Source organism: Streptomyces sp. NBC_00996, assembly GCF_045162675.1.
Lineage (GTDB): Bacteria > Actinomycetota > Actinomycetes > Streptomycetales > Streptomycetaceae > Streptomyces.
Map to the genome: position 1 here is coordinate 9,905,768 of NZ_CP108723.1, position 14,239 is coordinate 9,920,006.

General features: G+C 70.2%; 11 protein-coding genes. 5 read left to right on the forward strand and 6 right to left on the reverse strand.

Annotation, left to right across the window (positions count from 1 at the left end; all coding sequences use genetic code 11):
- Positions 1-4 precede the first annotated feature (4 nt).
- Both OG390_RS45830 and OG390_RS45835 read left to right on the forward strand, forming a co-directional pair.
- Entirely contained in the window at positions 5-2,080 is a 2,076-nt protein-coding gene (locus OG390_RS45830; RefSeq protein WP_406176348.1) for a SpoIIE family protein phosphatase, read from the forward strand.
- A gap of 67 nt (positions 2,081-2,147) precedes the next feature.
- Positions 2,148-3,008, forward strand: coding sequence for an Fpg/Nei family DNA glycosylase (locus OG390_RS45835; protein ID WP_406176350.1), 861 nt, complete (start codon positions 2,148-2,150; stop codon positions 3,006-3,008).
- Between the two features lie 263 nt (positions 3,009-3,271).
- Here the strand turns inward: OG390_RS45835 and OG390_RS45840 are convergent, their stop codons facing one another.
- From OG390_RS45840 to OG390_RS45850, 3 genes are all read right to left on the reverse strand, one after another.
- The gene (locus OG390_RS45840) at positions 3,272-3,922 is read right to left on the reverse strand and encodes an anti-sigma factor family protein (protein ID WP_406176352.1); all 651 of its coding nucleotides are present in this window, start codon (positions 3,920-3,922) and stop codon (positions 3,272-3,274) included.
- A gap of 189 nt (positions 3,923-4,111) precedes the next feature.
- Entirely contained in the window at positions 4,112-4,627 is a 516-nt protein-coding gene (locus tag OG390_RS45845) for a hypothetical protein (RefSeq protein WP_406176353.1), read from the reverse strand.
- 138 nt (positions 4,628-4,765) lie between these two features.
- Positions 4,766-5,314 carry a sigma-70 family RNA polymerase sigma factor gene (locus OG390_RS45850; protein ID WP_406176355.1) on the reverse strand — a complete coding sequence of 183 codons (549 nt, stop codon included), beginning with the start codon at positions 5,312-5,314 and terminating at the stop codon, positions 4,766-4,768.
- A gap of 275 nt (positions 5,315-5,589) precedes the next feature.
- On the opposite strand from OG390_RS45850, the gene OG390_RS45855 reads away from it, so the two are divergent.
- Positions 5,590-6,756, forward strand: a complete 1,167-nt coding sequence (locus tag OG390_RS45855) for a CapA family protein (RefSeq protein ID WP_406176356.1) — start codon at positions 5,590-5,592, stop codon at positions 6,754-6,756.
- Here the strand turns inward: OG390_RS45855 and OG390_RS45860 are convergent.
- Both OG390_RS45860 and OG390_RS45865 read right to left on the reverse strand, forming a co-directional pair.
- The gene (locus OG390_RS45860) at positions 6,743-8,173 is read right to left on the reverse strand and encodes an amino acid permease (RefSeq protein ID WP_406176358.1); all 1,431 of its coding nucleotides are present in this window, start codon (positions 8,171-8,173) and stop codon (positions 6,743-6,745) included. The two genes, OG390_RS45855 and OG390_RS45860, sit on opposite strands and share 14 nt — an antisense overlap.
- 127 nt (positions 8,174-8,300) lie before the next feature.
- A complete protein-coding gene (locus tag OG390_RS45865) occupies positions 8,301-8,765 on the reverse strand; it encodes a universal stress protein (protein WP_406176360.1) in 465 nt (154 codons plus the stop codon).
- Between the two features lie 99 nt (positions 8,766-8,864).
- Between OG390_RS45865 and lysX the strand changes: the two genes are divergently transcribed.
- Positions 8,865-12,143, forward strand: a complete 3,279-nt coding sequence (gene lysX / locus OG390_RS45870) for a bifunctional lysylphosphatidylglycerol synthetase/lysine--tRNA ligase LysX (protein ID WP_406176362.1) — start codon at positions 8,865-8,867, stop codon at positions 12,141-12,143.
- An 81-nt stretch (positions 12,144-12,224) separates the two neighbouring features.
- Complete coding sequence (locus OG390_RS45875; RefSeq protein ID WP_406176364.1) at positions 12,225-13,070, forward strand: polysaccharide deacetylase family protein; 846 nt, start codon at positions 12,225-12,227, stop codon at positions 13,068-13,070.
- Positions 13,071-13,132: 62 nt separating this feature from the next.
- Here OG390_RS45875 and OG390_RS45880 read toward each other — a convergent pair whose 3' ends face one another.
- Complete coding sequence (locus OG390_RS45880) at positions 13,133-13,795, reverse strand: class F sortase (RefSeq protein WP_399079307.1); 663 nt, start codon at positions 13,793-13,795, stop codon at positions 13,133-13,135.
- Between the last annotated feature and the right edge of the window lie 444 nt (positions 13,796-14,239).

Sequence of the window (14,239 nt, forward strand, 5' to 3'; positions counted from 1 at the left end):
CTCCATGGTTGATCGGGGAGCAAGCGCCCTGTCACTCCCGGACGACTGGCCCGCCCACCCGGATCCGATCCTGGCGCTCAACCGCATGGGCAGCTTCGACTGGGATCTGGACACGGGTCTGTTCCACATGGACGCCCAGGCCCACGAGATCTTCGATCTGCGCCCCGAGGAATACGACGGCTACCCCGAGAGCCTGACCGTACGGGTGCCCCGGACGGAGGGCTACCGTCTCGACGCCGTGGTGTCCCAGGCCATGAAGGACGGCAGCGAGAACTACGGCGCGTACTTCCGCGTCCGCCGCCGCGACGGCTCCCTGCGCTGGACCCACACCCAGGGCTACATCCGTCGCGACGAGACCGGCAAGCCGCGCCGGATCATCGGCATAGTCCGCGACGCCACGGACGAGCTGAGCGAGAGCGCGGCGCGCCGCGAGCAGGCCGCTCTGGACGAGGCCCGGCGCCGGCAGACGAACGTCGTCCAGATGACCACCGCGGCGCTCGCGCACGCCCGCACCGTCCAGGACGTCATCGACGTCCTGGAGGACACCCACGGTCTCACCCACCTCGGGGCGACGAGCCTGGTCATGGGCCTGGTGGAGGCCGGTCGCATCCGCCTGGTCGCCACGGGCCCCGCGGACAGCTACGTACCCGGCACCCGGGTCACCCGCCTCGACGCGAAGTACCCGATGAACGAGGTGGTCCGGACCCTCGCGCCCCACTTCATCGAGTCGCCGGAGGAGTTCGCGGCGTCGTACCCCCTGCTGTGGCCCAACATCACCGATCTGAATATCACCTCGGCCGCGTATATGCCGCTCATCGTGCAGGCCCGACCCATCGGCGCGATAGGCCTGCTCTACAACGACCGGCGGGGCTTCTCGGCCGAGGAGCGCAATGTCCTCGTGGCGCTCGGCAGCAGCATCGCGCAGAGCCTCCAGCGGGCCATGTTCTACGAGCAGGAGAAGGACCTCGCCCAGGGCCTCCAGCAGGCCATGCTGCCGCGCTCCATCCCCGGCGTTCCCGATGCCGACATCGCCGTCCGCTATCGCTCCGCCTCTCTCGGGCGGGACATCGGCGGCGACTGGTACGACGTGATACCGCTGCCCGGCGGCCGGGTCGGCGCCGTCATCGGTGACGTCCAGGGCCACGACACGCACGCCGCGGCCGTCATGGGCCAGCTGCGCATCGTGCTGCGCGCCTACGCCGCCGAGGGCCACACCCCGGCCACCGTGATGGCCCGCGCCTCGGTGTTTCTCGACGAACTCGACACCGACCGCTTCGCGACCTGCCTGTACGCGGAGGCCGACCTGTCCACCGGGGTGGTCCAGCTGGTCCGCGCCGGCCATATCGACCCACTGATCCGGCAGACCGACGGAACCTGCCGTCGACTCGCCGTCGAGGGAGGTCTGCCGCTCGGGCTGTCCGCCGAGTTCGGCCGCCTCGAATACCCGGTCGACACCGTCGAGCTCGATCCGGGCCAGACCCTGCTGCTGTTCACCGACGGGCTCGTCGAACAGCCCGGCATCGACCTCGACGAGGGCATGCACACCCTCAAGGGGCTCATCCGCTCGGGCCCCGAGGACGTCCGCGACCTCGCCGCCCGGCTCATCGACGTGGCCGAGGAGCGCGGCGGCGACGACGACGTGGCGCTGCTGCTCCTGCGCCGCCAGGGCCCCACCACCCAGCAGGCCGGCGGACGGCTCCAGCAGCACGTCGCTCCCGGCGACCCCGAGGCGCTCACCGAGGCCCGCCACATGATCCGCGCCGCGGTCCGTGCCTGGGGCGCCGGCGGGCGCGCGGACGAGATCGAGCTGGTCGCCGACGAACTGATCACCAACGCCCTGATGCACACCGAGGGCTCCGCCATCGTCACCCTGCGCGTTCTCGCCGGCTCCGACCGCAGACTGCGCGCCGAGGTCGAGGACTCCTCCAGCGCCCTGCCGCGCCGCCGCGAGGCGGGCGAGTCCGGCGTGTCGGGCCGCGGCCTCCTCCTCGTCGACCGGCTGACCGACGTCTGGGGCGTGGAGGCCCGCGGCGGCGGCAAGTGCGTGTGGTGCGAGTTCATCGTTCCGGAGCGGATCTGACCGGCGGTGCCTCGCAGACCGTCGGGTTCCGCATGGTGTTGTCGGTGCCGGGTGGCACTCTGGACCCATGCCGGAACTGCCCGAGGTCGAAGCGCTCAAGGACTTCCTGGCCGATCATCTCGTCGGACGCGAGGTGGTGCGCGTGCTGCCCGTCGCCGTCAGCGTCCTGAAGACCTACGACCCGCCCGTCACCGCCTTCGAGGGGCGCCAGGTCACGGCCGTGCGCCGGTACGGCAAGTTCCTCGACATCGAGGCGGACGGCCTGCACTTCGTCACGCACCTGGCCCGCGCGGGCTGGCTGCACTGGAAGGACACGCTGCCCGACGGGCCGCCGCGCCCCGGCAAGGGCCCGCTCGCGCTGCGTGTCGCGCTGGAGACCGGGGAGGGCTTCGACCTCACCGAGGCGGGCACCCAGAAGCGTCTCGCGGTGTACGTGGTGCGGGACCCGGCGGAGATCCCCGGCATGGCCCGGCTGGGCCCCGACCCGCTCGCCGACGACTTCGACGAGGTGCGGTTCGCCAAGCTGCTGGCGGGCGAGCGGCGTCAGCTGAAGGGCGCCCTGCGCGACCAGAGCCTGATCGCGGGCGTGGGGAACGCGTACAGCGACGAGATCCTGCACGCCGCCAAGATGTCGCCCTTCAAGCTCGCCTCCTCGCTGACACCCGAGGAAACACGACGCCTGTACGAGGCGCTGCGCTCCACGCTCACCGAGGCCGTCGAGCGCTCCCACGGGCTGGCCGCCGGACGTCTGAAGGCGGAAAAGAAGAGCGGACTGCGGGTGCACGGCAGAGCGGGCAAGCCCTGCCCGGTCTGCGGCGACACCATCCGCGAGGTCTCCTTCAGCGACTCCGCGCTGCAGTACTGCCCGACCTGCCAGACGGGCGGCAAGCCACTGGCGGACCGCCGGATGTCCCGGCTGCTCAAATAGACGGTGCTCACCGAGCCGTCAGAAGGTGCTCACCGAGCTGTGCTCAAGGAGCGGAAGAGCGGTTGATCAGCGGGCCTTGAGCGCTCGGTGGGCCCCGACTCCATGCCGGCCCCGACCACTCGGCGGGACCGCGGTGCTCACCGGGACCAGAGTGCTCAGCAGGACCGGGGTGCGCGGCGGCACCATTGTGATCAGCGGAACCACGGTGCTTACTCGGACCATGGTGCTCAACGGGACCACAGTGCTCAACGGGACCACAGTGCTCACCGGGACTTGAGCGTCACCAGATGCTTGCCATCCATCGTGCGCACCTCGTACCGACTGATCTCCTCGGTCTGGAGCGCCGCGCCGCCCTGCATGCTGGTGGCCTTGCCGTGGTGCGGCGGCACCATCCAGCTCGTCACCGTCTGCTCGGAGCCGTCCTTGCCGATGGCCACGAGCTGACAGGGCCGAGGGCCCCCGGCGTCCTTGACCTCGACCTCGACCTGGCTGCCCCAGACCCGGTCCTCGGACGTGACCTGGGCCCACACCCCGGTCTCGGCATCCGTCGCGGCGACCTGAGTCGACTGCGGATCGTGCGCGGTGACGATCGCGATCGCGGGCCCGCCCGCGGCGAACACCACGGAGGCCGCCACCGCGTACAGCCAGCGCCGGCGCCCGGCCCGGTGCCGCGACGCCACCTCACCGAGCAGCCGGTCGAGAAGCCGGGGCCCGGGGGCCGCGAATGGGTGTACGGAGCGCGGTGTGGCCCGTCGGTACAGCATCAACTGCCGCGCGGCGGGCCGGAACTCACTCACGTGCGCCGTGCAGCTGGGGCACTCCATGAGGTGATCCTCGAAGCGGAAGGCATCCGCCTCGTCCAGCGCGCCGAGCGCGTAGGCGCCGACGTCACGATGCCGTTCCAGGGACCTCATACCGAATACCGAATCCTTGTGGCGATGGTGCGGGGTGGGGGTGGTGTTGCTGTTGCCCACCGGTACGCACCAGACCGTCGAATCACTCAAGACTCGTCCGGAATAACGGCCAAGACGTTCGGAGCGCGAGGGCCCGCGGATTGGTGCGAGCGAAAAAAAGTTGCTCGCAAGCGTGGTCGGAGCCGGCGGTCAGAACAGGTGGATCGCCAGATGCCCCAGCGGCAGCCCCAGCCGCCAGGCCGGCGTCCATACCTTCGGACCGTCGTCCTCGCCCGGAACCGGGCCGCCACCGGGCACCGCGTCCAGGTCGGGAGCGAGCAGCTCGGTCTCCTCCAGCCAGCGCCAGGCCGCCGACGCCAGCTCCAAGTCCGGAGCGGGAGCGCCGGATGCCGCCGCCTCGGCCGCGAGCCGTGCCATGTGCTCGCGCACCCAGTCCTGCCACGGCTGGTCGTACGCCGTCAGCGAAAGCCAGGTCTCCAGCTGAGTGACGACCCGGATCCCGGAGAGCTCACCGCCGCTGTCGGAGAGGAAGATGGTCAGCGCCAACGCGTCGCGCCCGGCGCGGAACTCGAAGGACGTGGGCGGCATCAGGTCGCCGGTCCGCAGCAGTTCGTCAGCGATGTACTCGGCATACAACCACGCCATGGGGACGGTGAGTTCGCCACCGCCGGTGCCATCCGTGCTCTCTTGACCTCTGTGCAGCATCCCTTCCTGCCTTCCTCCGGTTCGCGTGCGCGTCGCCCGACCCCGGGCCCCCAGTCCGGAACACGGATGAGGCAAGCTGATTGCTCAACCATGGTCCTCAGCAAGGCGCTTTACGGAGGTTTGACTCGGCCTTCGGTTTCACCGCAGGTCGGTCGCGTATCCCGGAAGAACCCGGCGCAGGGCGCGCAGCGCGTAGTACGCGCGAGACTTCACCGTACCGGGCGGAATTCCGAGGGCTGCGGCGGCCTCCGCCACACTCGCCCCCTGGAAGTACACCTGCACCAGGACTTCGCGGTGCTCGGGAGTGAGTGTCTTCACAGCCTCCCGTACATCGAGCATCGCCGCGGACCGTTCGGCGTGATCGGCACAGACACGCGCACTCTCCAGCACCGCGTCGCCGACCTCCGCCGGTCGCGCCTGACGGGCCCGCCGCGCGTCGATCGCGAGCCGTCGTCCGACGGTGAGGAGCCAGGGGCGTACGGAGTCGAAGTCGTCGGCGCGCAGCGCCTCGGGGTGCTGCCAGGCGCGTACGAACGTCTCCTGCACCAGATCCTCGGCGCGCTGCCGATCGCCGTCGGACAGTCGCAGCAGCAGCGCGAAGAGGGGCCGGCCGTGCTCGCGCTGCAGCGCGGCCAGCTCGTGCTCGGCGGTCGTCCCGTGTGTGATGGTGGTGGTTCCGGCCGTCATGGCGTGTATGCCAGCGGGTGCCGCTCCGTGGGGACAGGGGCGGAGCGCGGGTCTGCGGTGGGCGGTCGAAGCCGTCGGTGAACGGTGCGATGAACGGTCCACCGGGTGAGTCCTCCGTCGCCGGGGGCTCCCAACCCGGACTCCCATTCGCCCTGACGGGCTCGTCCTCGAACGCCGGACGGGTGAATGGTGTCGTTGCTCCTTGACTCTTGGGGTCCCTTGTATGTGGATTCCTACTCATTAATGGGAAAATCAGACCACATTGGGGCCCGTCGATGACCACACGCAGGAGACAGACCACCATGGCCCTCGCGGCCGTACTCATCGCGGCCACCGCTGGCTGCCAGGCCCAGGACCCGCCGACGGCGCGGCCCAGCGGAACCGGCGGACAGCCCGCAGCCCCCGCCCCTTCCTTCAAGCCCGGCTTCACCCTCGTCGCCTCGGGCGCCGTGCTGCCGCGCGGCACGATCACCGAGCAGGCGAAGACCTACGCGGGAGGCAGCGGGTACGACTTCCGGCCGATGCTCGCGGCGGTCCAACCTGTCGTGGCCGGTGCCGACCTGGCGATCTGTCACATGGAGACCGTGTACGGCGCGGACGGCGACGACACCGGATACCCGAGCTTCAACTCCCCGCCGCAGGTGGCCGAGGGGCTCGCCGCGACGGGCTACGACGCCTGCTCCACCGCCTCGAACCACACCCTGGACGACGGCGCCGCCGGTATTCGGCGCACCCTGGACGCGCTCGACCGCGCGGGCGTACGCCACGTGGGATCGGCGCGCACGGCGGACGAGGCGAGCAACGTCACGGTGATGCGCGCGGGCGCCGCCAAGGTCGCGCATCTCGCCTACACCAACGGCACCAACGGGTTTCCGCTCCCGCAGGGGCAGCCCTGGGCCGTGAACCTGATCGACCCCGACAGGATCGTCGCCGACGCCCGCGCCGCCCGGGCGGCGGGCGCGGACGTGGTCGTCGTCTCCCTGCACTGGGGCACCGAATGGCAGGACGCGCCGGACGATCAGCAGATGTGGCTGAGCAGGCAGCTGACCGCCTCCGCGATCAACGGACGGCCCGACGTCGACCTGATCCTCGGCACCCACGCGCATGTCCCGCAGGCGTACGAGAAGGTCAACGGCACCTGGGTCGTCTACGGCCTGGGCGACCAGATCGCCGACGGGATGGTCGACCAGCGGGGCGTGCGGGACCCACGCGGCAACGAGAGCACGATCGGGCGGTTCACCTTCGGCCCGCCCGTCCACCCGGGCGGGCGCTGGGAGGTCACGAGGGCCGAGTTCATCCCGCAGTCCTTCGATCTCGACTCCGGTCGTCTGGTCAACCTCGACGCCGCCCTCGACCAGGGGGCCTCGGGCGTACGCAACCGGATCAGGGACGTCGTCCTGAGCCGGGGCGCGGCCCAGGACGGGCTGCTCATGGGGAAGTAGCCGTGGTGTCCCTGGCCAGCTCCGAGCGCTTGTACGAGTACCCGAAGTAGATGACGCAACCGATGACGAACCACAGAGCGAACCGCACCCAGGTCTGCCACTGCAGGAACGTGATCAGCCACAGGGAGAAGATCACTCCCAGTGCGGGTACGAACGGCATCCACGGGGTGCGGAAGGTGCGCGGCAGGTCCGGCTGCCGGTAGCGCAGCACGATCACCGCCACGCACACCACGACGAACGCCAACAGGATCCCGATGTTGGTGAGTTCGGCCGCCTCGGCGATCGGCAGGAACCCGGCGACGGCGGCCGACGCGAACCCCACGATCCACGTCACGCGCGTCGGTACATGGCGCGTCGGGTGCGTCTTGGCGAACCACTTGGGGAGGAGCCCGTCCCGGCTCATGCTGAACCAGACGCGGGTGACGCCCAGCATGAACGTGAACATGACCGTGAGGATGCCGATGATCGCTCCCACCGCGATGACATCCGCGAGACCGCTCAGGCCCACCGACTTGAACGCCGTCGAGAAGCCGCTCTCCTTGTCGATGTCCTTGTAGTTCTGCATGCCCGTCAGGACCAGACAGGCGGCCACGTACAGCACCATCGAGATCGCCAGGGAGTAGAGGATCGCCTTCGGCATGTGGCGCTGGGCGTCCTTCGACTCCTCGGCCGCCGTCGACATGGCGTCGTACCCGAAGACCGCGAAGAAGACGGTCGCCGCGCCCGTGAACGCCCCGCTGATCCCGTAGGGGAAGAAGGGGGTGTAGTTGTCGGTGTTGATGCGGAAGACACCGACACCGATGACGAGCAGTACGACCAGCACCTTCAGGACGACGACGACTGTCTCGAAGCGTGCCGCGTTCTTGATGCCCAGGTTCAGCAGGCCGGCGATGAGCAGGCACAGCACCGCGGCGAACAGGTCGACCCGGTGGCCGTCGCCGGTGCCCGGCGCCCCCAGCATCCAGTTCGGCAGGTTGGCGCCCATCTCGCCGATCAGGAAGCCGAAGTACCCGGAGATGCCGATCGCGACCACCGCCACGATCGCCGTGTACTCCAGGAGCAGGTCCCAGCCGATGAACCAGCCCGCGAACTCGCCGAGCACCGCATAGCCGTACGTGTAGGCCGAGCCGGCCTTCGGGATGAGGCCGGCGAATTCCGCGTACGACAGCGCGGCCGCGGCGCTCGCGAAGCCCGCGATGAGGAACGACACGACGACCGCGGGCCCGGCCGTGCCGTTCGCGACCGTGCCGGCGAGCGTGAAGATGCCCGCACCGATGATGCCGCCGACACCGATGGCGGTCAGCTGCCACATACCGAGCGTCCGCTCGAGTTTCGGGCCCACCCCGATTTCGGTGTCCTCGATGTGTTCGATGGGTTTGCGGCGGAGAATCCCTTCACCCATTCGGAGCCCGGCCATGAGCCTCACCTCTTCGCAGACGGCAATCGGCTGACGGCGGATCATGATGGCCCGGCGGCGGCCGCGACGAAAGATGCCACGCGAGCCGCGGAGGGCGCAAAGACGTCTGCGGAGGGCCCGAAGAGATCTACGGCACGACCGTGACCGGCCAGCGCCCGGCCTTCACCAGCCGGATGGCCACCGACCCGATGATCCGGTGTCCCGCCTGCTCGGAGGCGCCGACCACCACGGCGTCCGCCTTGAGCTCGTCCGCGGCCTTCACCAGGCCGTTGTAGGGGTCGCCGCGGAAGGTGTGGAACTCCCAGCGCACCTCGAATATCCCCTTGACCCGCTCGGCCGCGTCCCGGATCTGCGCGACGAGGTCCTCGGCGATCTCGTCGGTCGTCTCGGCGACCGGAACCCCGAGCGCCGCCCCCGCCGCCATCACGGGCTGGACGTACACGACGGCGAGCAGCGCGTGCTGCCGCCGGGCCAGGCCACCGGCATATGCCGCGGCGCGCAGTGAGGAGTCGGAGCCGTCCACCCCGGCGACGATGACCTTGGGACCGTCCGTGCCCCGCTCGAACCGATGCGAGTGCTGCTGTTCCGTCACGGCTGTGAGGCTATCGGAAACCGCAGGTCCCGCCCCGCTGGGGGAGACGGGACCTCGCTCGACGGGCGGGCACGCGCCGCGCTTCCTACAGTCGAGACCATGAGTGCCACCGTGGAGGCCCGTGCACCGAAGGACGCCACAGGCCCGATACGGCCGTCCCGGAGCGGCTTCCTCAGCAGGGTGCCCGAGGGCTTCGCGGCGTTCTTCGGCGCGCTCGGAGCGCTCTGCGTCCTGCTGGCCTTCATCGAGCCCCTGCGGCTGCTGCTGCGCCCCGTCGTGCGCTTCCTGGACCTGCTGACCGTCCCGGTCAGCGCCAACCTCGCGTACGCCGTGTTCCTCTTCCTGCTCGCCGGCGCGACCGCCGCCCGCAAGAAGGTCGCCTGGTGGCTGGTCGTCGTCTACCTCGGTCTCCTCGTACTCGGCGACGTCCTGGGCGTGGCGCTGGGGCTGTACGCCGAGTCGATCCCCTCCCTCGTCGTCTGCGCGCTCGCGCTGGTGCTGCTGATCGTGGCCCGCAAGGAGTTCTACGCGGCCCACCGGCGCGGCGCGGTGTGGCGGGCCCTGGCCGTGCTCCTGGCCGGGCTGGGCGTGGCGATCCTGGTCGGCTGGGGGCTGGTCGCACTGTTCCCCGGCACGCTGCCGGAGGGCCAGCGACTGCTGTGGGCGACCAACCGGGTCTGCGGCGGCCTGGTCTCCGGGCGCTCCTTCGGCGGGCGCCCGCCGCGCGCCCTGTCCTTCGTCCTCGGCCTGTTCGGCGCCCTCGCTCTGCTCAGCGCCGCGACCACGCTCTTCCGCTCCCAGCGCATGGAGTCGGCCCTGCACGGCGACGAGGAGCCGCGCATCCGCGCCCTGCTCCAGGCGTACGGCGCCGAGGACTCCCTCGGCTACTTCGCCACCCGCCGCGACAAGGCCGTCGTCTTCTCGCCCAGCGGCAAGGCCGCCGTCACCTACCGTGTCGAGGCCGGTGTCTGCCTGGCCAGCGGCGACCCGGTCGGCGACAGCAAGGCCTGGACGCACGCCATTGCCGCCTGGCTGGACGTGGCCCGCCACTACGCATGGGCACCGGCTGCGATGGGGGCCTCCGAGGACGGCGCGAAGGCGTTCGCGCGCGCCGGGCTCGGCGCGCTCCAGCTCGGCGACGAGGCGATCCTGTACGTCGCGGACTTCGACCTGGACGGCCGCGACATGCGCGTCACACGCCAGGCCGTCAACCGCGTGAGACGCACCGGCGCGACCTGCCGCGTACGCCGCCACTCCACTCTCAGCGACGAGGAGATGGAGGAGATCGTCGACCGGGCGGACGCCTGGCGCGACACCGAGACCGAGCGCGGCTTCTCGATGGCCCTCGACCGGCTCGGTGACCCCGCGGACGGCGACTGCCTCCTCGTCGAGGCGATGGGAGGCGACGGCAAACTGCTCGCGCTGCTCTCCTTCGTGCCCTGGGGCCGCGACGGCATCTCGCTGGACCTCATGCGCCGTGACCGCAGCGCCCCCAACGGGGTCATGGAGTTCATGGTCGCGGAGCTGTGCGCGGGCGCCGGGAAGTTCGGCGTGCGGCGCATCTCGCTCAACTTCGCGGTGTTCCGCTCGGTCTTCGAGGAGGGTGCCCGCATCGGTGCCGGGCCGGTGCTCAGGCTCTGGCGCCGGCTGCTGCTGTTCTTCTCCCGGTGGTGGCAGCTGGAGGCGCTGTACCGGTCCAACGCCAAGTACCACCCCGAGTGGTACCCGCGCTTCATCTGTTACGGCGAGACCGGCTCCCTCGCCCGCATCGGCCTCGCGTCCGGGATCGCCGAGGGCTTCGTCTCCGTGCCCTCGCTGCGCAAGCTCTGGGGCAAGGGGCACGCGAAGAGCGGCCCCAAGCCCGCCGGGAGCGAGCGCCTGCCGTCGCTGTCGGCCCTCGGCCTCGACCGAGGGGACGAGACCGGGGCCGCCGATCCGACCGCCGGTCTGCCCGAACAGGTCCGCATCCGGCACCGCAAACTCGACCGGCTCCGCGCCCAGGGCACCGATCCCTACCCGGTGGGCATCCCCCCGCGCACCCACGCCCTCGCCGAGGTCCGCGAGGGCGCTCACGTGACCGTCGCCGGGCGCGTCATCCTCGTACGCGACTTCGGTGGCATCCTCTTCGCCGTGCTGCGCGACTGGTCCGGTGACCTCCAATTCGCCCTCACCCGCGAGCAGTCGGGGGCCGCGCTCGACCGGTTCCGCAGGGACGTCGACATCGGGGACCACATCACCGCCGACGGTGTCGCTGGCGTCAGCGACAAGGGCGAGCGCACCGTCTTCGTCACCTCCTGGCAGCTCACCGGCAAGTGCCTGCGCCCGCTGCCCGACAAACGCCGGGGCCTCGCCGACCCCGAGGCGAAGGTGCGCCGCCGCTATCTCGACCTGGTGTCCAGCCCCGACGCCCGCCAGGTCGTACGTGCCCGCTCCACCGCCGTACAGGCGCTGCGCCAGGGCCTCCTGGACCGCGGCTATCTGGAGGTCGAGACCCCGATGCTCCAGCAGATCCACGGCGGCGCCAACGCCCGGCCCTTCACGACCCATATCAACGCCTACGACCTGAACCTCTATCTGCGCATCGCACCCGAGCTCTACCTCAAGCGGCTGTGCGTCGGCGGCCTGGAGAAGGTCTTCGAAATGGGCCGCACCTTCCGCAACGAGGGCGTCTCCTACAAGCACAACCCCGAGTTCACGATGCTGGAGGCCTACCAGGCGTTCGCCGACTACGACGTGATGCTCGACCTCACCCGCGAACTGATCCAGGGCGCCGCGACCGCCGCCTTCGGAGCGCCGATCGCGCGCAGGGACGGCACCGAGTACGACATCTCCGGTTCCTGGTCCGTCAAGACGGTGCACGAGGCGATCTCGGCGGCTCTGGGGGAGGAGGTGGACGCCGACACCCCGCTGGAGTCGTTGCTGCGGCTGTGCGACCGCGCAGGTGTGCCGTACACGGCGGACGACGGTCGCGGCGATGTCGTACTGGAAATGTACGAACGACTGGTCGAGGAGAAGACCGGGCTGCCCACGTTCTACAAGGACTTCCCGACCGACGTCTCCCCGCTGACCCGGCAGCACCGCACCGACCCGCGGCTCGCCGAGCGCTGGGACCTGGTCGCCTTCGGCACCGAACTGGGCACCGCTTACTCGGAGTTGACCGATCCCGTCGAGCAGCGCCGACGGCTGACCGCGCAGTCGCTGCTCGCCGCCGGAGGAGACCCCGAGGCGATGGAGCTCGACGAGGACTTCCTCGACGCCCTGGAGTACGCGATGCCGCCCACCGGAGGCCTCGGTATCGGCGTCGACCGGCTGGTCATGTTCCTCACCGGTCTGACGATCCGTGAGACGTTGCCGTTCCCCCTGGTGCGCGGCCGCTGAGCTGGTCCGAGCGGGTGCTTTCGTGAGCGCGCACCGGTGTTGCTCGGTTGCACCGTACTTCCGCCGGGTGACTGATAAGTCATGAAAAAGTATCAGCTGATCACCCGGCGCCGGGCGTTGATCGCCGGCGCCGCCGTCCTGGGCGCGGCCGGGGCGGCGGGCACGGCCCGCGTCCTGACCGCGGATCCGGCCGCCGAGCCGGTAAGGAGACTCCCTCCGGTCTCGGGCTCGCAGGCGCGCCGCGCCCTCAAGCCCTCTGCCTACCGCCTCGAGCCGATGGCCGGATACGGACCCCCGCGCCGCACTCCTGTGCGGACCGTGGTCCGGCACGAGCCGTTTCTGCGCATGTCGGGGGGCGGCCGCACCATGGTGCTGACCTTCGACGACGGCCCCGACCCGCGCTACACCCCGGGCATCCTGCGCACTCTGCGCAAGTACGACGTGCGCGCCATGTTCTTCGTGTGCGGGGAGATGGCCGTCGACAACAAGGACCTCCTCGGCGAGATGGCCGACGACGGACACATCGTCGGCAACCACACCTGGACCCACCCACTGCTGACCCAGCTCTCGCGCTCCGCGATCCATTCCGAGATCGAGCGCACCTGCGAGGTCATCGACGACGCGTACGGCGAGCCGCCCGTCTGGTTCCGCGCGCCGTACGGGGCCTGGAACCGGGCGACCTTCCAGATCGGCGCCGAACTGGGTATGGAACCGCTGGCCTGGACGGTCGATTCGCTCGACTGGACGACGCCGGGCACCCGGACCATCGTTCACCGGGTCGAGAGCGGTGCCGCGCCGGGTGTCGTGATCCTCTCGCACGACGCGGGCGGCGACCGCTCGCAGAGCGTCCGGGCGCTGCGCAGCTATCTGCCGCACCTGCTGGATTCCGGGTATCACATCACCGTGCCGCGCCGGAAATTCACGTAGGTCCGTGGGCGGAACTTCGAAAGTTCCGCCCACGGGCTTTCGCCTGCCCGGTCGGGGAACGCTCAGCGAACCTCGGCCAGGCGGGCGAATACGACGACGTTTCCGTCATAGCCGTGCTGCTTGGAGAAACCGCCCCCGCAGGTGAGGACCCGCAATTCGGGAGCGCCCTTGCTGCCGTAGACGCGATCGCCGGGGAAGTTGTTCTTCGCGAAGACCTCGATGCCGTAGACCTCGAACGAGGCGGTCTTCCCGTCCTTGCGCAGGACGTCGATCCGGCTTCCTTTCTTCAGTGCTCCGAGTCCGTAGAAGACGGCCGGGCCCTGCATGTTGTCCACATGGCCCACGATCACGGCCGTGCCCTTTTCGCCGGGCGAGACCGCGCCGGTGAACCAGCCCGCGAGATTCGGGTTGTCCGGGGGCGGCGCGGCGACCCAGCCGTCGATGTCCAGGCCCACCGGCATGACCGGGGCATCGACCTGGATCCCCGGGATCCTGACCCGGTCCACTCCGGAGTACGGCAACGCGACCGGCGCGTGCGAAAAGGTGCCGCCGGGGGTGCGGCTGTCCGCTGCCGCCGCCGAGGCAGGTTGCGGGGGGCCCACGTCGAACTCACCGGACCCATTCCGAATGAGTGCGAGGCCGGTCAGCAGAACAAGCGCTATCACACCCCACGGGGCTCGCTTCTTCTGCGGCGCCTCCTCTTCGGCCAGCACGGACGCAAACATTCACAATCCCCTCTCGACGCGGCCGTCGCCGCGTCACTCGCGCATATGAGAACGCTAAGTGCAGCATGCCCGACAGGCGACGGGACGAGGGCGAACGGGTGGCGGTGTACCTCCGCGTGAGCCATCCGAGTCGCCACAGGCCAGGAATTTTCTGACGGTCCGTGACCTGCGGCAATATCCGATTGTGTGGAATTCTCTCGGCGTGTCCTCTCACCAGGACGGACCATTCTCGAAATGCGGCCCTGTGCATGGCATCTGAGGGTCTGTCTGGGAGGCGCTTTCTCGCCGATCGACCGGGGACGGTTCCCGGGGCGTCTTCCGCGGAGGATCACATGCGAAATTCACGTGCCCTGGCGGCAGCGGCCACTGTGGCCGCCGTCCTCGGGCCCGCCGCCCCCGCGGCCGTCGCGGACGGTATGGGCGGCGGGGGCGGTCAGAGCGACG

Bases quoted from the DNA above. Each gene is read 5' to 3' on its own strand.
- OG390_RS45855 (WP_406176356.1), top strand. From the start codon at position 5,590: ATGACCACACGCAGGAGACAGACCACCATGGCCCTCGCGGCCGTACTC.
- OG390_RS45830 (WP_406176348.1), top strand. From the start codon at position 5: ATGGTTGATCGGGGAGCAAGCGCCCTGTCACTCCCGGACGACTGGCCC.
- OG390_RS45860 (WP_406176358.1), bottom strand. From the start codon at position 8,173: ATGGCCGGGCTCCGAATGGGTGAAGGGATTCTCCGCCGCAAACCCATC.
- OG390_RS45875 (WP_406176364.1), top strand. From the start codon at position 12,225: ATGAAAAAGTATCAGCTGATCACCCGGCGCCGGGCGTTGATCGCCGGC.
- OG390_RS45850 (WP_406176355.1), bottom strand. From the start codon at position 5,314: ATGACGGCCGGAACCACCACCATCACACACGGGACGACCGCCGAGCAC.
- OG390_RS45880 (WP_399079307.1), bottom strand. From the start codon at position 13,795: ATGTTTGCGTCCGTGCTGGCCGAAGAGGAGGCGCCGCAGAAGAAGCGA.
- OG390_RS45835 (WP_406176350.1), top strand. From the start codon at position 2,148: ATGCCGGAACTGCCCGAGGTCGAAGCGCTCAAGGACTTCCTGGCCGAT.
- OG390_RS45845 (WP_406176353.1), bottom strand. From the start codon at position 4,627: ATGCTGCACAGAGGTCAAGAGAGCACGGATGGCACCGGCGGTGGCGAA.
- OG390_RS45840 (WP_406176352.1), bottom strand. From the start codon at position 3,922: ATGAGGTCCCTGGAACGGCATCGTGACGTCGGCGCCTACGCGCTCGGC.
- lysX (WP_406176362.1), top strand. From the start codon at position 8,865: ATGAGTGCCACCGTGGAGGCCCGTGCACCGAAGGACGCCACAGGCCCG.